At 71.4% G+C, this 19,859-nt stretch carries 18 protein-coding genes and 2 rRNA genes; 4 read left to right on the top strand and 16 right to left on the bottom strand.

Annotated features, from left to right (window positions below; translation table 11 throughout):
• Positions 1-234: 234 nt before the first annotated feature.
• Positions 235-2,460 (top strand): HelD family protein, encoded by a 2,226-nt coding sequence (locus BM076_RS09855; protein ID WP_093713064.1) that lies wholly within the window; start codon positions 235-237, stop codon positions 2,458-2,460.
• A gap of 21 nt (positions 2,461-2,481) precedes the next feature.
• On the opposite strand, the gene BM076_RS09850 is transcribed toward BM076_RS09855, so the two are convergent.
• From BM076_RS09850 to BM076_RS09825, 6 genes are all read right to left on the bottom strand, one after another.
• Positions 2,482-4,203, bottom strand: coding sequence for a bifunctional uroporphyrinogen-III C-methyltransferase/uroporphyrinogen-III synthase (locus BM076_RS09850; RefSeq protein WP_093713063.1), 1,722 nt, complete (start codon positions 4,201-4,203; stop codon positions 2,482-2,484).
• Positions 4,200-5,204 (bottom strand): hydroxymethylbilane synthase, encoded by a 1,005-nt coding sequence (gene hemC / locus BM076_RS09845; protein ID WP_093713062.1) that lies wholly within the window; start codon positions 5,202-5,204, stop codon positions 4,200-4,202. The genes BM076_RS09850 and hemC overlap by 4 nt, the downstream gene beginning before the upstream one ends.
• Entirely contained in the window at positions 5,201-6,526 is a 1,326-nt protein-coding gene (locus tag BM076_RS09840; RefSeq protein WP_093713061.1) for a glutamyl-tRNA reductase, read from the bottom strand. Before BM076_RS09840 ends, hemC begins: the two co-directional genes overlap by 4 nt.
• A complete protein-coding gene (locus tag BM076_RS09835; RefSeq protein ID WP_093713060.1) occupies positions 6,523-7,233 on the bottom strand; it encodes a redox-sensing transcriptional repressor Rex in 711 nt (236 codons plus the stop codon). The genes BM076_RS09840 and BM076_RS09835 overlap by 4 nt, the downstream gene beginning before the upstream one ends.
• Positions 7,234-7,364: 131 nt before the next feature.
• Entirely contained in the window at positions 7,365-8,063 is a 699-nt protein-coding gene (locus BM076_RS09830) for a 3'-5' exonuclease (RefSeq protein WP_245795933.1), read from the bottom strand.
• Between the two features lie 93 nt (positions 8,064-8,156).
• Positions 8,157-8,432, bottom strand: a complete 276-nt coding sequence (locus BM076_RS09825; protein WP_407640640.1) for a glutaredoxin family protein — start codon at positions 8,430-8,432, stop codon at positions 8,157-8,159.
• Between the two features lie 108 nt (positions 8,433-8,540).
• Between BM076_RS09825 and BM076_RS09820 the strand changes: the two genes are divergently transcribed.
• The 3 genes from BM076_RS09820 to BM076_RS09810 all read left to right on the top strand — a co-directional run bounded on the left by BM076_RS09820 (position 8,541) and on the right by BM076_RS09810 (position 12,244).
• Positions 8,541-9,542 (top strand): HAD family hydrolase, encoded by a 1,002-nt coding sequence (locus tag BM076_RS09820; RefSeq protein WP_093713058.1) that lies wholly within the window; start codon positions 8,541-8,543, stop codon positions 9,540-9,542.
• A gap of 307 nt (positions 9,543-9,849) precedes the next feature.
• Positions 9,850-10,662 (top strand): ECF subfamily RNA polymerase sigma factor, BldN family, encoded by an 813-nt coding sequence (locus BM076_RS09815; RefSeq protein WP_093713057.1) that lies wholly within the window; start codon positions 9,850-9,852, stop codon positions 10,660-10,662.
• A 271-nt stretch (positions 10,663-10,933) separates the two neighbouring features.
• Positions 10,934-12,244, top strand: a complete 1,311-nt coding sequence (locus tag BM076_RS09810) for a DUF5667 domain-containing protein (RefSeq protein WP_093713056.1) — start codon at positions 10,934-10,936, stop codon at positions 12,242-12,244.
• Positions 12,245-12,286: 42 nt separating this feature from the next.
• Here BM076_RS09810 and BM076_RS09805 read toward each other — a convergent pair whose 3' ends face one another.
• From BM076_RS09805 to BM076_RS09760, 10 genes are all read right to left on the bottom strand, one after another.
• A complete protein-coding gene (locus BM076_RS09805; protein WP_093713055.1) occupies positions 12,287-13,477 on the bottom strand; it encodes a lysophospholipid acyltransferase family protein in 1,191 nt (396 codons plus the stop codon).
• Positions 13,459-14,577, bottom strand: coding sequence for an NAD-dependent epimerase/dehydratase family protein (locus BM076_RS09800; protein ID WP_093713054.1), 1,119 nt, complete (start codon positions 14,575-14,577; stop codon positions 13,459-13,461). Before BM076_RS09800 ends, BM076_RS09805 begins: the two co-directional genes overlap by 19 nt.
• 203 nt (positions 14,578-14,780) lie before the next feature.
• Positions 14,781-14,879 (bottom strand): 30S ribosomal protein bS22, encoded by a 99-nt coding sequence (locus BM076_RS09795; RefSeq protein ID WP_003948845.1) that lies wholly within the window; start codon positions 14,877-14,879, stop codon positions 14,781-14,783.
• Positions 14,880-15,016: 137 nt separating this feature from the next.
• Positions 15,017-15,238: a helix-turn-helix domain-containing protein gene (locus BM076_RS09790; RefSeq protein WP_177246394.1), complete on the bottom strand. Its 222-nt coding sequence runs from the start codon at positions 15,236-15,238 to the stop codon at positions 15,017-15,019.
• A 128-nt stretch (positions 15,239-15,366) separates the two neighbouring features.
• Positions 15,367-16,200, bottom strand: coding sequence for a phosphatase (locus BM076_RS09785; RefSeq protein ID WP_093713052.1), 834 nt, complete (start codon positions 16,198-16,200; stop codon positions 15,367-15,369).
• Positions 16,201-16,340: 140 nt separating this feature from the next.
• Positions 16,341-17,522, bottom strand: coding sequence for an acetoin utilization protein AcuC (locus BM076_RS09780; protein WP_093713051.1), 1,182 nt, complete (start codon positions 17,520-17,522; stop codon positions 16,341-16,343).
• Positions 17,491-18,675 (bottom strand): MFS transporter, encoded by a 1,185-nt coding sequence (locus BM076_RS09775; RefSeq protein ID WP_093713374.1) that lies wholly within the window; start codon positions 18,673-18,675, stop codon positions 17,491-17,493. The genes BM076_RS09780 and BM076_RS09775 overlap by 32 nt, the downstream gene beginning before the upstream one ends.
• 150 nt (positions 18,676-18,825) lie before the next feature.
• The gene (locus BM076_RS09770; RefSeq protein WP_093713050.1) at positions 18,826-19,473 is read right to left on the bottom strand and encodes an HAD family hydrolase; all 648 of its coding nucleotides are present in this window, start codon (positions 19,471-19,473) and stop codon (positions 18,826-18,828) included.
• Positions 19,474-19,559: 86 nt separating this feature from the next.
• A 5S ribosomal RNA gene (gene rrf, locus BM076_RS09765) occupies positions 19,560-19,676 on the bottom strand.
• A gap of 78 nt (positions 19,677-19,754) precedes the next feature.
• Positions 19,755-19,859: ribosomal RNA gene (locus BM076_RS09760) — 23S ribosomal RNA — on the bottom strand; the annotation flags it as partial.

The following is a 19,859-nucleotide window of genomic DNA, read 5'->3' as shown; positions in this document are numbered from 1 at the left end:
CGGTGGCGTCCCCACCGACGCGGGCGGCCGGAAACGCACCTGCTCCCCCGGGCCGCACGGACCCTATCGCGGGCGAAAGGATCTCGGGACGGCAATTGCGAACCGGGGATCCCCTCCCGTACATTGGACTTTTCTGTGCCCATAAAGCACATGAAAAAAGCCCCGCTCAGCGGGGCCAACTGGTAACACCATATCGGACCGGGAGCCGTTTTGTCAATCCGGGAAAACGCCGAATTGCGGGAAGAGCAGGAATTCATCGACCGGGTGCACGCCCGTGTCGACGTCCTGCGCGGGGTCGCCGCGCATGGCGTCACGGACGCGCTGACACCCGTCGGCACCGGCCTCCAGGCCCGGTTGGAGCGCGACATCCGGGTCGCCGAGCGCTCGGGCCTGCTCGCCGCGCTGGACGCGGTGGACGGCTCGCTGTGCTTCGGCCGGATCGACCCGGCCGACGGCGCCGCGCACCACATCGGCCGGATCGGCGTCCGCGAGGACGACGCGGACCGCACCCCGCTGCTGATCGACTGGCGGGCCCCGGTGGCCCGCCCCTTCTACCTGGCCACCGGCCACACCCCGATGGGCCTGCGGCGCCGCCGGCACATCGCCACGCAGGGCCGTACCGTCACCGAACTGCACGACGAGATCCTGGATCTGGCCGACCACGAACGCACCGGCTTCGAGGACCCCAACGGCGACAGTGTGCTGCTCGCGGCGCTGAACTCGGCGCGCACCGGCCGCATGGGCGACATCGTGCGGACCATCCAGGCCGAGCAGGACACCATCATCCGCGCCCCGCACCGGGGCGTGCTGGTCGTGGAGGGCGGCCCCGGCACCGGCAAGACCGCCGTCGCCCTGCACCGCGCCGCCTTCCTCCTCTACGAGCAGCGCGAACTCCTCGCCAAGCGCGCGGTGTTGATCGTCGGCCCCAATCCGGCGTTCCTGCGCTACATCGAGGAGGTGCTGCCCGCGCTCGGCGAGACGGGCGTCCTGCTCGCCACGCAGGCCGAGTTGTTCCCCGGTGTGCACGCCACCGGCACCGACACCCCGCGCGCCGCCGCCGTCAAGGGCGGCGCGGACATGGTCGAGGCGCTGGCGCTCGCCGTCCGCGACCGGCAGCAACTGCCCGAGCCCGGCGACCCGTTGATCATCCGGCACGACGACGGCGATCTGATCCTGGACTGGGAGATCGCCTACGAGGCCCGGCAGGCGGCCCGCGACACCCTGCTGCCGCACAATCTGGCCCGCCCGCACTTCGCCTTCCGGATCATCGACGCGCTCACCGAACAGCTCACCGAGCGGCTGGGCGCCGACCCGTACGGCGGCCCCAATTTCCTCGGCCCCGACGACATCGCGCTGCTGGCCAAGGCAGTGGCCGCGAGCAGCGAAGTGCACGCCGCCATCGACGAGTTGTGGCCGCCGCTGACCCCGCAGCGCTTCCTCGCCGACTACTTGGCCGCGCCCGTCTACCTGCCGGCCGAGGACGCCGACGCGATCCGCCGCACGAGCCCGGACGACCCCGAGTCCGCATGGACCCCGGCGGACGTACCGCTGCTGGACGAGGCGGCCGAGCTGCTCGGCGTGGACGACAGCGCGGCCCGGGCCCGCGCCGAGGCCGTACGGCAGGAGCGGATCGCCTACGCGCAGGGCGTGTTGGAGCTGTCGCGGGGCTCGGAGTCGTACGAGTTCGAGGACGAGGAGTCCGAGGTGCTGGCCGCGCACGACATCATCGACGCCGAGCGGATGGCGGAGCGGCAGGAGGAGGCCGACCACCGCAGCGCCGCCGAACGGGCGGCCGGCGACCGGACCTGGGCGTTCGGGCACATCATCGTGGACGAGGCGCAGGACCTGTCACCGATGGCCTGGCGGCTGCTGATGCGGCGCTCGCCGACCCGCTCGCTCACCCTCGTCGGCGACCCGGCCCAGACGTCCGAGGCGGCCGGGGTCGGCGCCTGGGAGGACATCCTGCGGCCGTACGTCGGCGACCGCTTCGAGCACGTCCTGCTGAAGGTCAACTACCGCACGCCCGCCGAGATCATGGAGCTGGCGGCGCGCGTGGTGCGCGAGCTGGACCCGTCGTACGCGCCGCCGGTGTCGGTGCGGTCCACCGGTGAGGAGCCGTGGATCCGGGACGCGGGCGACGACCTGGCGGGGACGGTCGCGAAGGCGGCGGCCGAACTGCTGCCCGCGCCGGGGCAGGGGCGGCTCGCGGTGATCGCGCCGCGCGCCCTGCACGAGGAGATCGCGGACGCCCTGGACGGTGTCACCGCGGGCGCGGAACCCGATCTCACGCACCCGCTGGTGCTGTTGGCGCCGCGCCAGGCCAAGGGCCTGGAATTCGACCATGTGCTGGTCGTGGAGCCCGCCCGCTTCGGGGCGAGCGACCTGTACGTGGCGCTGACCCGCGCCACCCAGCGCCTGGGGATCGTCCACCGGGACGAACTCCCCCAAGCGCTGAGCTGAACAAGAGCTCCTGAAAAGGCGTCAGACCCGGGCCCGGCGGCGCGAGCCGGGACGGCGCTCGCTCGGCCGGGTCACGGGGTCGCCCGCCTCCTGCGCGGCGACCCTGCGGGCCGTACCGAAGTCGGCGAGCGCCTGCGCGAGGGCCAGCACCGACGGCTCCGGCGACATGACGTCCACCCGAAGGCCGTGCTCCTCCGCCGTCTTGGCGGTGGCCGGGCCGATACAGGCGATCACCGTCACATTGTGCGGCTTGCCCGCGATGCCGACGAGATTGCGCACCGTCGAGGACGACGTGAACAGCACCGCGTCGAAACCGCCGCCCTTGATGGCCTCCCGGGTGTCGGCGGGCGGCGGCGAGGCACGTACGGTCCGGTAGGCCGTCACGTCGTCCACCTCCCAGCCCAGCTCCACCAGACCGGCCACCAGCGTCTCGGTGGCGATGTCGGCGCGCGGCAGGAAGACACGGTCGATCGGGTCGAAGACCGGGTCGTACGGCGGCCAGTCCTCCAGCAGCCCGGCCGCGGACTGCTCACCGCTGGGCACCAGGTCCGGCTTCACACCGAACTCCACCAGCGCCTGGGCGGTCTGCTCGCCGACGGCCGCGACCTTGATGCCGGCGAACGCCCGCGCGTCCAGGCCGTACTCCTCGAACTTCTCGCGCACCGCCTTGACCGCGTTGACCGAGGTGAAGGCGATCCACTCGTAGCGCCCGGTGACCAGGCCCTTGACGGCCCGCTCCATCTGCTGCGGGGTGCGCGGCGGTTCGACGGCGATGGTCGGCACCTCGTGCGGCACCGCGCCGTACGAGCGGAGCTGGTCCGACAGCGACGCCGCCTGCTCCTTGGTGCGCGGCACCAGGACCTTCCAGCCGAACAGCGGCTTGGTCTCGAACCACGACAGGTGCTCGCGCTGCGCGGTGCGTTCGCCGACGACGGCTATCGCGGCGATCGGGCCCTCGGGCGTCGGCAGCGCCTTGGTCGCCTTCAGCTCCGCGGCGATCGTGGCGAGCGTCGCGGTCCAGGTGCGCTGCCGGGTGGTCGTACCGGCGACGGTCACCGACAGCGGGGTGTCGGGCTTGCGGCCGGCCGCGATGAGTTCGGCGGTGGCCACCGCGACGGTCTGGAGCGTCGTGGAGACCACCAGCGTCGCGTCGCTGCCGCCGACCTCGTTCCAGCAGGCGTCGCTCGCGGTCGCGGCGTCCACGAAGCGGACGTCGCCGCTGAGGTGGACGCCCGCGTAGGCGGGGACACCGACGGCCGCGGCGACGCCCGGCACCACCTCGAAGGGGATGCCCGCGTGGGCGCAGGCCAGCATCTCCTCGGCCGCGCCGGAGTCCAGGCCCGGGTCGCCGGCCACCGCACGGACGACCCGCTTGCCGGTCCGCGCGGACGCCATGACAAGCTGGGTGGCAGCAGCCGCGACGGCCGAGAGGTCCAACACCTCGCCGTCGGCGGCGGGTTGGGCCGTGCCCACGTCCGCGCGGGCGTGCGTGCGGACGACGTCGAGCACGGGTCCGTCGCCGACCAGCAGGTCGGCACGGGCCAGCGCCTCCACGGCGCGCAAGGTCAGCAGCCCGGGGTCTCCGGGTCCGGCACCGAGGAAGGTGACGTGCCCGGAATTCGGTCCGGGGGAACCGGCGGTCCCGGCGGGCTTCGTGGTGCCCGCGGTCGTGGCCGATGTGGCGGTCGGCCCGGCGGTCGTTCCGGCAGTAGTCGTCGTTGCAGCGACGGCGGCGGGGTTCAAAGTGCGCGCTCCCCCATAAGACCGGCCGCACCCTTGGCGAGCATCTCGACGGCCAACTCGCGCCCGAGGGCACGCGCTTCCTCGTCGGATGCCGGTACGGGACCGGTGATGGACATCTGCACCAGTGAGGTGCCGTCGGTCGTGCCGACGACACCGCGCAGGCGCAGCTCGGTAGTCTGCCCGTCGGCCACGAGGTCGGCGAGCGCGCCCACGGGGGCGGAGCAGCCGGCCTCGAGGGCGGCGAGCAGGGTTCGCTCGGCGGTCACGGCGACCCGGGTGAACGGGTCGTCGAGTTCGGCGAGCTGTGCGGCCAACTCCTGGTTGGAGGCGGCGCATTCGACCGCCAGCGCTCCCTGGCCGGGTGCTGGCAGCACGGCGTCGGCAGCGATCAGCTCGCTCGCCTCCGCGAGCCTGCCGATACGGTTCAGCCCGGCGGCGGCCAGTACGACCGCGTCGAGCGTGCCGGAAGTAACGTACCCGATGCGGGTGTCAACATTGCCACGGATCGGGACGGTCTCGACGGCCCTGTGGTGTGACCGTGCCCACGCGTTGAGCTGCGCCATTCGGCGCGGTGAGCCGGTTCCGATCCGCGCTCCGTCGGGGAGCGCGTCGAAGGTCAGACCGTCCCTGGCCACGAGGGCGTCCCGCGGGTCCTCGCGGACGGGGATCGCCGCGAGCGTCAGCCCGGCCGGCTCCGCCGTGGGGAGGTCCTTGAGGCTGTGCACCGCGAAGTCGATCGTGCCCTCGAGGAGGGCGTCGCGCAGCGCCGAGACGAAGACGCCGGTGCCGCCGATCTGTGCGAGGTGTTCGCGGGAGGTGTCGCCGTACGTGGTGATCTCGACCAACTCGACCGGGCGGCCGGTCAGTTCCGTGACCTGCGCGGCGATCATGCCGGACTGGGCCATGGCGAGCTTGCTCTTCCGGGTGCCCAGGCGAAGGGGCTGCGCCCCTTCAGGGGCGCGTCCTTCTGCGGCGGGACTCGTCGCCGGACGGCGGGTCATCGGGAGCCTCGATTCGGTTCTGGTACGACCGGCGCGGAGCGCATGGCGGCGACGGTCTGCGGGTCGAGGTCGAAGAGCTCGCGCAGGGCGTCCGCGTAGCCGGCGCCGCCCGGCTCGCCCGCGAGCTGCTTGACCCGCACGGTGGGCGCGTGCAGGAGCTTGTCGACGACGCGGCGCACCGTCTGGGTGATCTCCGCGCGCTGCTTGTCGTCCAGATCGGGCAGCCTACCGTCGAGCCGGGAAAGTTCACCCGCTACGACGTCGGCGGCCATCGCGCGCAGGGCGACGACGGTGGGCGTGATGCGGGCCGCGCGCTGGGCCGCGCCGAAGGCGGCGACCTCCTCGGAGACGATGCCGCGCACCGCGTCCACATCGGCGGCCATGGGGGCGTCGGCGGAGGCGGCGGCCAGCGACTCTATGTCGACCAGGTGCACGCCGAGCAGTTGGTGCGCGGCGCCGTCCACGTCGCGCGGCATGGCCAGGTCGAGCACGGCCAGGTCACCGGAGTCCGCGGGCCGGCCGTCGAGCGCGGTGCGCAGGTCGTCGGCGGTCAGCACCAGGCCGGTCGCGCCCGTACAGGAGACGACGATGTCGGCGGTGCGCAGCACGTCGGGGACCTCGGCCATGGTGACGGCGCGGCCGTCGAGCGCGGCGGCCAGCCGCTGCGCGCGCTCGACCGTACGGTTGGCGATCACCAGCTCGCGCACGCCGGCGCGGGCGAGCGTCGCCGCGGCCAGTGAGGACATCGAACCGGCGCCGACGACCAGGGCGCGGCGGCCGGTGAGCGGGCCGGTCGTCACGGCGAGCTGGTCCAGGCCGAAGGTGACCAGGGACTGCCCCGCCCGGTCTATCCCGGTCTCGGAATGCGCCCGCTTGCCGACCCGCAGCGCCTGCTGGAACAGGTCGTTGAGCAGCCGGCCCGCGGTGTGCAGCTCCTGCCCGGCGGCCAGCGCGTCCTTGATCTGGCCGAGGATCTGACCCTCGCCGACGACCATCGAGTCAAGACCGCACGCCACCGACAGCAGGTGGTGGACGGCCCGGTCCTCGTAGTGCACGTACAGGTGCGGTGTCAGTTCCTCCAGGCCGACGCCGCTGTGCTGCGCCAGCAGCACCGACAGCTCGGCCACCCCGGCGTGGAACTTGTCGACGTCCGCGTACAGCTCGACGCGGTTGCACGTCGCCAGCACCACAGCCTCGGTCGCGGGCTCCGCGGCCAGCGCGTCCTGGAGCAGCTTGGCGCGGGCGTCCGCGCCGAGCGCGGCCCGTTCCAGGACGCTCACGGGAGCGCTGCGGTGGCTGAGTCCGACGACGAGAACACTCATGCGGGCATCACGGCGGGTACGTCACCGTCCGGGTCCTGGCGGTCCTCGCCGGCCTTGCGCTGCTCGTGGAAGGCGAGGATCTGCAGCTCGATGGAGAGGTCGACCTTGCGGACGTCCACACCGTCCGGCACCGTCAGCACGGTCGGCGCGAAGTTGAGGATGGAGGTCACGCCGGCGGCCACGAGGCGGTCGGTGACCTCCTGGGCGGCGCCGGCGGGCGTGGCGATGACGCCGATCGAGACCTGGTTGTCCGCGACGATCGACTCCAGCTCGTCGATGTGCCGCACCGGCAGCCCGGCGACCAGGCGGCCCGCGAGCGCCGGGTCGGCGTCGAGCAGGGCGGCGACGCGGAAGCCGCGGGAGGCGAACCCGCCGTAATTGGCGAGCGCGGCGCCGAGGTTGCCGATACCGACAATGACGACCGGCCAGTCCTGCGTGAGGCCCAGCTCACGGCTGATCTGGTAGACGAGGTACTCGACGTCGTAGCCCACGCCGCGCGTCCCGTAGGAGCCGAGGTAGGAGAAGTCCTTGCGCAGCTTGGCCGAGTTGACCCCGGCGGCGGCGGCGAGTTCCTCCGAGGACACGGTGGGCACCGAGCGCTCGGAGAGTGCTGTCAGTGCCCGCAGGTACAGCGGAAGTCTGGCGACGGTGGCCTCGGGAATCCCTCGGCTGCGGGTCGCCGGTCGGTGTGATCGGCCAGTTGCCACGGTGCTCCTGCGGGTAGAGCTGGGCTGAAGACGACCACGGTCTTTGGGGCCGCCCCGTGGACGCCAGGCTATGTCTTTGTGAACGCGTGCACAAAGATGGTGTCCGATTTGCCCGGCGGACGTGACCGGCATCACGCGCTCCCATTGCGGACATTGGGCACCATTCGCCGTGCGGAATCGTTGCTGCGGCGCTTCCAGAGTGCGTCCGCGACGCCCGTGAGACCAGTGGTCCGGGGCCATTCCACCGCCGCCGCGAGCGCCAGCCGGTGCTCGGGACCGGCCGCTTCCGCGTATTCGTCCGCTTCCGTACCCCGCATGTAGTGCGAGAACAGCTCGGCGGTCGCACGGGCGTCACCGAGCGCGGTGTGCGCGTTCCACTCCGTGACGCCCGCCCGGGCCGCGCAGTCGCGCAGTGACAGACCGTGCGGAACGGGCAGCCGCTCGGCGGCCATCCGCATCGTGCAAAGTTCTGGTATGGACGGCAGCCGCACCCCGATCCGGGCGAACTCCGCCGCCAGGAACGACCGGTCGCAGCCCACGTTGTGCCCCACCAGGACCCGGCCGCGCAGCAGATTCAGCAGCCGCACCGCGATGCCCTCGAAGGAGGGCGCGCCGCCCAGGTCGCCGACCGCGATCCCGTGGATGTGCGTCGGACCGACCGGCCCGTGCGGATCGACCAGCGTCGTGAACTCGCCCTGCGGACCCAGCTCCCCGTCCAGCAGGACGACCGCCAGCTCCACCACCCGGTGCCGCCGCGACGACGAGCCGGTCGCCTCGACATCGACCACGGCATAGCCGTACGACGCCTGCTGGCTCCGACCCGAGAGCACGCGGTCACACTCCTCACGCAACGCCCCCGGCCGTACAAAACGACCTCGATCGTAATCGAAGGTGCGCGAATACGAGTAACGCCCGCATATCACCTACGGCACGATCAGTGCAGTACGCAGCCTTTTCTCGTCCACCCGCCAGAACGTGTGCTGTTCGCCGTCGACCAGGACCACCGGGATCTGCTCCCAGTAACGGGCGTGCAGTTCCGCGTCCTGCGTGATGTCGCGCTCCTCCACCGCCGCGCCCGTCTCGCCCGCGACCTTCTCGACCACCGTCCGCGCGTCGTCGCACAGATGACAGCCGGGCTTCCCGATCAGCGTGACCGTACGGACCGGCCGCGCGGCGTTCTCGTTCGTCATACGCGTCATACGGGCCATTGTGCGCCGGTGCGTGCGCAACGCCGTCGTCGTGTGACGTTCACGCCCCCGCACCGTGGGCGAACAGGGCTTGACGCGCCGGGTGGTTATGCTCGCGACATGGCCGCACGCAGATGGCTCACCCCACGTAAGCAGGCCGGCACCGAACGCAGTGTGCTGGCCGGCGAAGCCGCGGCGCAGGCCGCGGAAGCAGCCCTGGCCACCAAGACCCGGCCCGAGAGACCCGCACCGGAGCCGGAGGCGGAGTCCGTCGTGGAGGCCGCGACGGAGTCCGAGGCAGAGTCCGCGGCGGAGGAACAGCCCGAGCCTGAGTTCCCCGACCCCGACCAGCCCCGCGCGGCGGCCTTCTTCGACCTCGACAACACCGTCATGCAGGGCGCGGCCATATTCCACTTCGGCCGCGGCCTGTACAAGCGGAAGTTCTTCGACACCCGCGACCTGCTGCGCTTCGCCTGGCAGCAGACGTACTTCCGGATGGCGGGCAACGAGGACCCCGAGCACATGCAGGACGTGCGCGAGAGCGCGCTGTCCATCATCAAGGGGCACCGCGTCGAGGAACTGATGTCCATCGGCGAGGAGATCTACGACGAGTACATGGCGGGCAAGATCTGGCCCGGCACCCGCGCGCTGGCCCAGGCCCACCTGGACGCCGGCCAGCGGGTCTGGCTGGTGACCGCCGCGCCCGTCGAGACCGCCACGATCATCGCCCGCCGCCTCGGCCTGACCGGCGCGCTCGGCACCGTCGCCGAGTCCCGCGACGGCGTCTACACCGGCCACCTGGTCGGCGAGCCGCTGCACGGCCCCGCCAAGGCCGAGGCCGTACGGGCGCTGGCCGCCGCCGAGGACCTGGACCTGTCGCAGTGCGCCGCGTACAGCGACTCCGCCAACGACATACCGATACTGTCCCTGGTCGGCCACCCGTACGCCATCAACCCCGACAGCAGGCTGCGCAAGCACGCCCGCGCCGAGGGCTGGCGGCTGCGCGACTACCGCACCGGGCGCAAGGCGGCCAGGATCGGCATCCCCGCGGCGGCCGGCATGGGCGCGGCGGCGGGCGGCACGCTCGCGGCGATCGCCCTCAGTCGCCGCCGGCACCGCTGACGACCGCGCGGCGGCCCTGACTGTCCGTGACTCCCGTCACTGTGGCACCAGTGGTGAACACGACCACAACACGCTCTCTGCGCGAGCCATTCACGAGCAGAAGTGGTCAACTAACGTCGCTTGTTCGATAATTGGTCGATCACCATTCCGCTCCGGAAGTGGCGGAAACGGCGATTTGAACAACTCGGTGTAGCGTCGCCTGTACGAAGCGTTATTCTCCTCAGACGCATTCCGGTACCCACACGTCGCCACGACGGGTGAACGGTCCCGTACTGCACGTGATGGAAGTTCTGCCTCTGGGAGTCCCGTGTACCCACACGACGGGGTTAGCACCTCTGGCCTGGCTGCGTTGCGCGCATTGGTTGTCGACTACCTGATGCGCTCGGTCCCCCCGCACGCCGTGCCCGCCTTCGCCACGTCCGGTCCCACCGTCCCCGGCCACGCCTACGCACTGGCCGAAGTCAGCACCGCCGCAGGCAGACGCACCCGCAGCAATTCGCACGGCGCCGGCGGCGCCTCCGGCAGCGGCACGGCCGCCGTCACCACCGCCCGCCGCCCCTCGTCCGACACCGACAGCGGCCGGATGATGGACCTGGTCGAACGCGCCCAGGAAGGCGAGACCGAAGCCTTCGGACGGCTCTACGACCACTACTCCGACACCGTGTACCGCTACATCTACTACCGGGTCGGCAGCAAGGCCACGGCCGAGGACCTGACCAGCGAGACGTTCCTGCGCGCCCTGCGCCGGATCGGCACCTTCACCTGGCAGGGCCGCGATTTCGGCGCGTGGCTGGTCACGATCGCCCGCAATCTGGTCGCCGACCACTTCAAATCGAGCCGCTTCCGCCTCGAAGTGACCACCGGCGAAATGCTCGACGCCAACGAGGTCGAGCGCAGCCCCGAGGACTCCGTCCTGGAGTCGCTGTCCAACGAGGCGCTGCTCCAGGCCGTGCGCAAGCTCAACCCGCAGCAGCAGGAGTGCGTGACGCTGCGGTTCCTGCAAGGTCTCTCGGTGGCCGAGACCGCCCGCATCATGGGCAAGAACGAGGGCGCGATCAAGACCCTCCAGTACCGGGCGGTGCGCACCCTGGCGCGGCTGCTGCCGGAAGACGCCAGGTGAGCGTGCGGTGCCGCAGCCGTCCCAGCCGTCACCTGTGTCACCTGCTCACCGGTCGGTATGTCATACGGCCTACCGATCGGATCATCACAGCCGACCCGATCATCGGACCCGCGTAACCCAACTGGCCCGGCGCTCGTTGCATCACATGCAGACATTTCTGTGCCGCGCGCGGCCTGGTGCTGTTCACTCGATCGGGTGGACGGCAACCGGGAACGCAACCTTCCGGGCGGCACCGGGAGTCGAGTGTGGATGACGAGAGGAGGTGCCGCCGGTGATCGGACAGGCAACGGCACATCGCCGGGCGAACGCCTTCGCCCAAGCGCTTGAGGCCGCGGAGGACGCCGAGGACCTCGACAGCACGGTGGTCCTCGACGGGACCGCCGGCGCGCACGGCAGTTCCGGCGGCGGACCGGCGGGCGGTCACGGGGGTCACGGCGGCCAGCACGGCCAGCACGGCAGTCATGCCGCGGCCCGGCACGCCGACCCCGAGCAGGCCACGCTGCTGGCGCTCGCCAAGGCCATCGGCGACCGGCCGGCGCCCACGATGGACGCCGACAAGAAGACCGTCCAGCGCGCGCAGCTCATCGCCGCCATGGAACAGGCCATCGCCGACGGCAGCTTCGAGGCCACCGGCCGCGTCCCCGAGCAGCGCTCCGAGGGCGGACACGGCGCCCACCGGCTGCGCAAGCTCACCCCGCGCTCCCGGCTCTCCCGCCGGCTCGCCGTCGGCGGCCTGTCCGTCGGCGTCGCCGCGGGCGCCTTCGGCGGCGTCGCCGCCGCCAGCACCAACGCGCTCCCCGGCGACACCCTCTACGGCCTCAAGCGGGGCATGGAGGACCTCAAGCTCGACATGGCGGGCAGCGACGCCTCCCGCGGCAAGGTCTACCTCGACATGGCCGCCACGCGCATGCAGGAGGCCCGTCGGCTGATGGACCGGGGCCGCGGCGGGCAGCTCGACGACGAGTCGGTGGGCGAGGTCCGCAAGGCACTGTCCGGTATGCACCAGGAAGCCTCCGAGGGCCACCGGCTGCTCAGCGCCGCCTACGCCAAGGACGGCTCGCTGCGGCCCATGGAGGTGCTCAACACCTTCGCGGCGGCGCACCGGCAGGGCTGGACCGATCTGCGCGGCAAGCTGCCGAGCCAGCTCACCGACGTCTCCGACCAGGTGAGTTCGGTCTTCGACGCCATAGACCACGACGTGGCGCCGCTGGAGTCGGTGCTGCCCAAGCCGAAGGACGACTCGTCCTCCGGCGGTTCGCACGGCCGCCACAAGTCCGGCGGCGGCACGGACGACGGCAACGGCACGGGCTCGGCCACGCCGTCCGCCCCGGCGTCGGGCACCGCGCCCTCCGGGCAGCCGAGCGACAGCCCGTCGCCGTCCGCCTCCACCACCGCGGCGCCGCACGACGGCCTGCTCGGCGGCCCCGACGGCCTCTTCCCGCCCCCGCCCACCAGCGGCGACGGCACGGCCACGGACACCCCGAGCGCCACGGCCACACCCCCGCACTCGGTCACCCTCCCGCCCCTCCTCCCCGGCCTCCTCCCGGGCCTGGGCCTGGGCGTGGACGACGCGAACGAGTAACGCGGAGCAGCTCCCTGGTGGACCGGCGTTCGGTCTTCTTCGTCAGAAGAAGACCGAACGCCGGTCCACCAGCAGTTTGTAGAGCGTGTGCTGAATCGTCTCCCGGACCTGGTCGGTCAGGTTGAAGACCAGCATCGGGTCCTCCGCCGCCTCGGGCGGATAGGTGTCGGTGGGGATGGGCTCGCCGAATTGGATGGTCCACTTCGTGGGGAGCGGGACGAGACCGAGAGGGCCGAGCCAGGGGAAGGTCGGAGTGAGGGGGAAATACGGGAAACCCAGCACCCGGGCGAGGGTGCGGGAATTCCCGACCATCGGATAGATCTCCTCCGCGCCCACCACCGAGCACGGAATGATCGGCACCTTCGTCTTGAGCGCCGTCGCGACGAATCCGCCCCGCCCGAACCGCTGGAGCTTGTACCGCTCCGAGAACGGCTTCCCGAGCCCCTTGAAGCCCTCCGGCATCACCCCGACGACCTCGCCGCGTTCCAGCAGCGTCTCCGCGTCCTCCGCGCACGCCAGGGTGTGCCCGGCCTTGCGGGCCAGTTCGTTGACCACCGGCAGCATGAAGACCAGATCCGCGGCGAGCAGCCGCAGGTGCCGCCCGGCCGGATGGTGGTCGTGCACGGCCACCTGCGTCATCAGACCGTCGATCGGCAGCGTCCCCGAGTGGTTGGACACCACCAGCGCCCCGCCCTCGGCGGGGATGTTCTCGATGCCCTTGACCTCGACCCGGAAATACCCGTCGAAGACCGGCCGCAGCAGCGACATCAGCACCTGCTCGGTCAGCTCGGCGTCGTACCCGAACTCGTCGACCTCGTAGTCCCCGGTGACCCGGCGGCGCAGGAAGGACAGGCCCGAGGCGACCTTCCGCTCCCAGTGCCCGCCGAGCAGCCGCTCGGCGACCTGGCCGAGGACGTCGGCGGCGGAACCCGGGGCGGCCGAGGAAGCGGAACCGGCCGAAGCGGAAGCGCCGGACGCGTCGGCGCCGGATTCCGCTTCCGGGCCCGTGCCGCCCTGTGCGGGGATCGCCGCGCCCTCGGCACCGCCCGCCGCGCCCTCCTCGGGCACGGCCGCCAGCGGCGCCGTACCGCCGCTCTTGCCGTCGGACTTGCGCGCCCCCGCGCCCCGGCCGCGCGAACGGCCCGAGCCCGAACCGGAACCCGAGCCGGAGCCCGAACCCGCGCGCCGCGCCCGCGAGTCCTCGTCGAACGGGATCACCTTGGCGTCTGCCATGGTCCGGCTCCTTCTGCGGATTCGGATACGGGCACGGATACGGGCGCGGATACGGACTCGGGCGCGGGCGCCGGAAGCGCCGCCGCGGTGAGGCGGTCGACGGCCTGCGCCAGCCGCTCCGGCGGCAGCAGCCCGGGCCCGCGACTGCGGGCGAAGTCGTGGAACGTACCGGCGGTCGTGTACTCCGGTACAAAACCGAGCGTCTCACGCATTTGCCTGGTGTCCACCACCCTGCCGTGCGTGAGCAACCTGATCTGCTCCCGGGAGAAGTCGGTGACGCCCGCCGCCCGCAGGGTGCGGCCGATCCAGGTGACGGCCGGCAGCAGCACCGGCACGGTCGGCTTGCCCAGCCGCCGCGCCGTCTGCGACAGCAGCAGCACCCCGTCGCCCGCGATGTTGAACGTGCCGCTGTTGAGCGTCCCGCGCCGCGCGTCCAGCGACGCCCGCACCAGTACCTCGGTGACGTCGTCCTCGTGCACGAACTGCAGCCGCGGGTCGTAGCCGAACACCGTCGGCAGCACCGGCAGCGCGAAGAACTCCGCCAGCGGGCTGTCCGCGTGCGGCCCCAGGATGTTCGCGAACCGCAGCACCGCCGTCGCCACGTCCGGCCGGCGCCGCGCGAAGCCCCGTACGTACCCCTCGACCTCGACCGCGTCCTTCGCGAAACCGCCGCTCGGCAGCGACTTCGCGGGCATCGTCTCGGTGAACACCGCCGGGTCGCGCGGCGCGGCCCCGTACACGCTGGTGGTCGACTTCACCACAAGGCGCCGTACGGTCGGCGCCTTCTGGCACGCGCCGAGCAGCTGCATCGTGCCGATGACGTTGGTCTCCTTGACCTGCGCCCGGCCGCCGGAGCCGATCGTGGTGGTGGCGCTGACGTCCAGGTGCACCACGGTGTCCACCGACGTCTGCGCCAGGACCTTCGCGATCATCGGCTGCCGGATGTCGGCCCGGACGAATTCCGCCGCGCCCAATTCGTGCCGCGGCGGCACCGCGTCGACGGCGATCACCCGGTCGACCTCGGGCTCCCGCTGGATACGCCGGACGAAACGGCCGCTCAACGGTCGCGCGGCTCCGGTGACGAGTACCACCTTGCCCACGGTTCAGCGCCTTCCTACGGGGATGTACGCACCGTACCCGTTCGTTGTTGCGCGATGGTGAAACGCCACCGCGCGGGAAACACACCGCCCGCCCCGGAAACACCCGCCCCCGGAAACACCTGCCCCGGAAAACGCCACTGCCCCCTCCGCCGCCTGCGGGCGGTGGAGGGGGCAGGAAGAGCGGCGTACCGCGCGTATGTCGCTTACTTCTTGTTGCGGCGCTGAACACGCGTCCGCTTCAGCAGCTTGCGGTGCTTCTTCTTGGCCATACGCTTACGCCGCTTCTTGATGACAGAGCCCACGACTACCCTCGCTTCGTTTTCACTCGGTGCGGGGCGTCCGAGCCCACACGACCTACGTCGGCCAAGCCTACCCGCCCGAGGCGGACGAGCATAAACCGAGGCCCACGCAGACGGTCAGCAGCCCTCGACGGGCGAGATCAGGCAGATTCCGCCACCCCCACCCCCACATAGGACTCGCGCAGGTAGTCGTGGACGGCCTGCTCCGGAACCCGGAACGACCTCCCCACCCGGATCGCCGGCAGATGACCGGAGTGCACCAGGCGGTACACCGTCATCTTGGACACGCGCATCACCGAGGCAACCTCTGCCACGGTAAGGAACACGACCTCGTTGAGAGGCCTGGTTTCGCTTGAAGCCATGACACACCTGAACCTTCCGCACCTGACGGCCACCGGCTTCCCCTCCGGCGACTCCAACGGTCAGGTGCGCTCTCCCCCAGATTAGGGGCGCATGATGCAAGTGGGGAAGAGGAGTTGCCAATGATTGACTACTGTGACAACCACGCCCGATTGAGTACGTAGCGAGTAAGCGGACGGTAGTAATCGGACCGTACGGTGTCATCCAGCGGCACCGCCACGGACACACTTCCCTCCGCTTCCGCGACGAACACCGCGGGGTCGTCGGAGTCCGCGAGACCGATCGCCTCGATCCCCAACTGCCCTGCCCCGCACACGAATCCGTGGTCCCCGACCACCAGTCGCGGCAGCACCCCGCCGTGCTCGGCGGCCGCCGCGAGAGCGGCCCTGACCGGCAGCGGAGAGTGGGTGTGCGCGCCCGTTCCCAGGGCCTCCGCAGCCTCTGCCGCACCCCCCGCACCGGGCGCCGGACGCACCACCGCGACGCCCCCCACGTACCAAAGATTGTGACGGCGTACCCCGAAGCGCGTCGGCATATCGACGTAGCCGCCGTACGCAGGGGTGAGGACCACACAACCCGCCGCGGACAGCGCCGCGGCCAAAGAAGCGTAGAAGCCGAGCAGGCGGTGCGGATGCCCCGTGCCGAGAAGAACCGGAATCCGGTCCTGCGCCGCGCGGCCGAGGCGCTCGGCGAAAGCGTCCAGCGCCGCGACCGTACAGTCCGGATCGATCACGTCCTGCCCGGACGTCTGCCCCGGATCCGGCGAAACACCGCACCGGTCCGCCATGAGTTTCAGCAACTCGTCCGCGTCCCAGACGCCTTCCGGATCGAGCCCCAGCGTCTGGCGCGGATCGCGCGCCGCGAACAGCCGATAACTGTGCAGGCTCTTCTCCCGGGAAGTCGACACCCGTCCCGCCAGCCCGGCCGCCACCAGATGCGCGCGCAGCGCGCCGACACTCACCACCCCGCCGATCCTGCCGACCCAACTCGCCCACGGGGGAGCAAACCACCGAAAACGCCCCGGGAGAGTGATCAGTGGCACAGCCCTGCGGACGGTACGCACACGTACGTGTTACGCGTACACGGCTACGGCTACGGCTACGGCTACGGCAGCAGACCGTGCAGCGGGAACACCGCGCGCCGCGTCGCGATCACCGCCTGGTCCAGCCGGTCCGCCGGGTCGTACCCGGCCTCCGCGAAGTCCTGGTACTCCGGCCGGCGGCCGTCCGTCATCCGCTGCGGCGCCGTCTGCCTCGTGCGCGCGTACACCTCGTGCCGCCACTCCTCCGGCACCAGCGACTCCGGCGCCAGCGGGGCGCCCGCCGCGATCGCCACCAGGTGCGTCCAGGTGCGCGGCACCACGTCGTGCACCGCGTAACCGCCGCCGCCGAGCGCCACCCAGCGCCCCCCGGCGTGCTCGTGCGCCAGCGCGTGGCACGCCTCGGCGACCGCCCGCTGCGCGTCCAGCGACACCGCCAGATGCGCCAGCGGATCCTCGAAATGGGTGTCGGCGCCGTGCTGCGACACCAGCACCTGCGGCCGGAAGGCCGCCACCAGCTCCGGCACCACCGCGTGGAAGGCCCGCAGCCAGCCCGCGTCCCCCGTCCCGGCCGGCAGCGCCACGTTCACCGCGCCGCCCTCCGCGTCCGCACCGCCCGTCTCCTCCGGCCAGCCCGTCTGCGGGAACAGCGTCCGCGGATGCTCGTGCAACGAGATCGTCAGCACCCGCGGATCGTCCCAGAACGCCGTCTGCACACCGTCCCCGTGGTGCACGTCCACATCGACGTACACCACCCGCTCCGCGCCCAGCTCCAGCAGCCGCGCCACCGCGAGCGCCGCGTCGTTGTAGACGCAGAAACCCGCCGCCGCACCCGGCATCGCATGGTGCAGCCCGCCCGCGAAATTCACCGCGTGCAGTGCCTCGCCGCCCCACACCGCCTCGGCCGCGCCCACCGACTGCCCCGCGATCAGCGCCGACGCCTCGTGCATCCCCGCGAACGCCGGATTGTCGTCACTGCCGATCCCGTACGACAGATACGCCGCCCCCGCCGCGCCCGGGTCCTGCGACACCGCCCGCACCGCCGCCACATAATCCGGGCGGTGCACCAGCGCCAGCGTCGAATCCCCCGCGGGCGGCGCCGCCACCACCGACAGCTCCCGGTCGAGCCCGAACGCCCGTACCAGGCCCCGCGTGAGCGACAGCCGCACCGGGTCCATCGGATGCCCCGGGCCGAAGTCGTACTTGGTTACCTGCTCATCCCACATCAACCGTGCGCTGCCGCTCATGGCCGACACCGTACCCGGCGGGCCCCGCCTCGAAAGACCTGGCGTACAGCAGGGTCGCCCCCACCAGCAGCATCGGTACGAGCATGGCACCGCGGTAGCTCCACACGTCACCGAGCGCGCCCACCAGCGGGGAGCCGACCAGGAAACCCACGTAGTTGAAGATGTTCAGCCGCGCGATCGCCGCGTCCGAGTCCCCCGGGAACATCCGCCCGGCCGCCGCGAACGTCTGCGGCACGATCACGCACAGCCCGAGCCCCAGCAGCGTGAACCCCAGCATCCCCACCCACGCCCCGGGCGCCGCCGCCACCACCGCGAACCCCGCCATCGCCACCACCGTCCCCAGCCGCACGACGGGCGCGGCACCGTACCGCCGCACCCCGAAGTCGCCCACGGACCTGCCGATCAGCGTCGTCACCATGTACACGGCGTACGGCACGGTCGACAGCTGCTCCGAGCTGTGCAGGGTGTCCTGGAGGTACTTCGCGCTCCAGTTGGAGACCGTCGAGTCACCGATGTACGCGAACGCCATCACCAGGCACAGCGGCATCAGCATCCGCATCACGACCGTCTGCCGGCCGCCCTCATCCGCTGTTTCGACCGCCGGCTGCTCCTGGTCGGCGTACCACCGGCTCGCCACCAGCGTCAGCGGGATCAGCACCGCCACCGCCGGCCCGTACAGCGCCACCAGCGACACATGCCAGTGCGCCCCCGACCACGCCAGCGACGCCCCGACGATCCCGCCCAGGCTGTACGACGCGTGGAAGCCGAGCATGATGCTGCGCCGGTAGGTGTGCTGGAGGCTCACCCCGAGCATGTTCATCGACGCGTCCAGGCCGCCCACGCACACCCCGAACAGCGCCAGCGTCACCGCCGCCACCCATAGCTGGTCCCCCGCGCCGAGCAGCAGCAGAACCACCGCCACCACCGGCTGCACCCAGCGCAGCACCACGCTCGGCCGGACCCGCTTGACGATCTGCTCGGTCGCGATACTGCCGCCGCCCGCGAGGATCGGCACGGCCGCCAGGAACACCGGCAGCAGCCCGTCGCTGATCCCGTACCGGTCCTGGATCGCCGGAATACGCGTCACCAGCAACGCGAACAGCGCGCCCTGCGTGAAGAAACTGACGGCGAGCGCGGCCCGGCCGTGCCGCAGCCGGTCGTCCGGCTGCCGGTACTTGGTCGTCTGCGCGGGTGTCGGCGCGGCGGCAGGGTCCATGAGCGAGCAGCGTAAACGCGGAAGCTACGGATGAGTAGGTGGCGGGGGTCACAATTGTGATCACCCGCCTCCACCCGCGGTCCGACGCTACCCCGCGAGCAGCTCCGGCAGGTCCTTCATCACGCTGAACAGCGCCGTCGCGTCCGCGACCTTCTCCGCCGGCGTCATCGTCGTGAACGCGTACACGTCCATCCCCGCCGCGACCGCCGCCCGCACACCGAGCGGACTGTCCTCGACGACGGCGCACCTCGCGGGGTCCACCCCCATCACGGCCGCCGCGTGCAGAAACAGATCCGGCGCCGGCTTCCCCCGCCCCACGTCCTGCGACGAGAAGATCCGCTCCTCCCCGAACCGCCCGTACAGCCCGGTCGTCCGCAGCGCCACCCGGATCCGCTCATGGCTCCCCGACGACGCCAGGCAGTACGGCACACCCGCGGCCGTCAGCCCGTCCAGCACCTCGGCGACCCCGGCCACCGGCTCCAGGTCCCGCTCGAACGCCGCGAACACCCGCGCCTGGAACGCCTCGTCGAAGTCCGCCGGCAGCCGCTCCCCCGACCGCTCCCACACCACGTCGTGCACCCGGTGCAGCGCGGCCCCCATGTAGTCCCGCACCGAGTCCTCGAACGTCGTGGGGTGCCCCAGCTCCGTGAGATACCCGGCGAGAATCCGATTCGATACCGGCTCGCTGTCCACCAGGACGCCGTCGTTGTCAAAGATGACCAGGTCGTACCGCATGCGTCCACTGTAAACGGACGCGGACATACGAAAGAGGCCCGGTCCCGGATCCCTGAAGATCCGAGGCCGGGCCTCTGACAAGAATTGTTCGGCGGTGTCCTACTCTCCCACAGAGTCCCCTCTGCAGTACCATCGGCGCTGAAAGGCTTAGCTTCCGGGTTCGGAATGTAACCGGGCGTTTCCCTCACGCTATGACCACCGAAACACCATGAAACACACACCCGCCCCAAGGGGACAGGTGGGCTGGTTGTTTCAGAACCACACAGTGAACGCGAGCAACAATGGACAAGCCCTCGGCCTATTAGTACCAGTCAGCTCCACCCCTCACAGGGCTTCCACATCTGGCCTATCAACCCAGTCGTCTACTGGGAGCCTTAACCCCTCAA

The organism is Actinacidiphila alni, assembly GCF_900112845.1.
GTDB lineage: Bacteria > Actinomycetota > Actinomycetes > Streptomycetales > Streptomycetaceae > Actinacidiphila > Actinacidiphila alni.
This window is presented reverse-complemented; position numbering and strand designations above follow the sequence as displayed.

Bases quoted from the DNA above. Each gene is read 5' to 3' on its own strand.
- hemC (WP_093713062.1), bottom strand. From the start codon at position 5,204: ATGACCCGCCGTCCGGCGACGAGTCCCGCCGCAGAAGGACGCGCCCCT.
- BM076_RS09840 (WP_093713061.1), bottom strand. From the start codon at position 6,526: ATGAGTGTTCTCGTCGTCGGACTCAGCCACCGCAGCGCTCCCGTGAGC.
- BM076_RS09825 (WP_407640640.1), bottom strand. From the start codon at position 8,432: ATGACGCGTATGACGAACGAGAACGCCGCGCGGCCGGTCCGTACGGTC.
- BM076_RS09820 (WP_093713058.1), top strand. From the start codon at position 8,541: ATGGCCGCACGCAGATGGCTCACCCCACGTAAGCAGGCCGGCACCGAA.
- BM076_RS09805 (WP_093713055.1), bottom strand. From the start codon at position 13,477: ATGGCAGACGCCAAGGTGATCCCGTTCGACGAGGACTCGCGGGCGCGG.
- BM076_RS09790 (WP_177246394.1), bottom strand. From the start codon at position 15,238: ATGGCTTCAAGCGAAACCAGGCCTCTCAACGAGGTCGTGTTCCTTACC.
- BM076_RS09780 (WP_093713051.1), bottom strand. From the start codon at position 17,522: ATGAGCGGCAGCGCACGGTTGATGTGGGATGAGCAGGTAACCAAGTAC.
- BM076_RS09770 (WP_093713050.1), bottom strand. From the start codon at position 19,473: ATGCGGTACGACCTGGTCATCTTTGACAACGACGGCGTCCTGGTGGAC.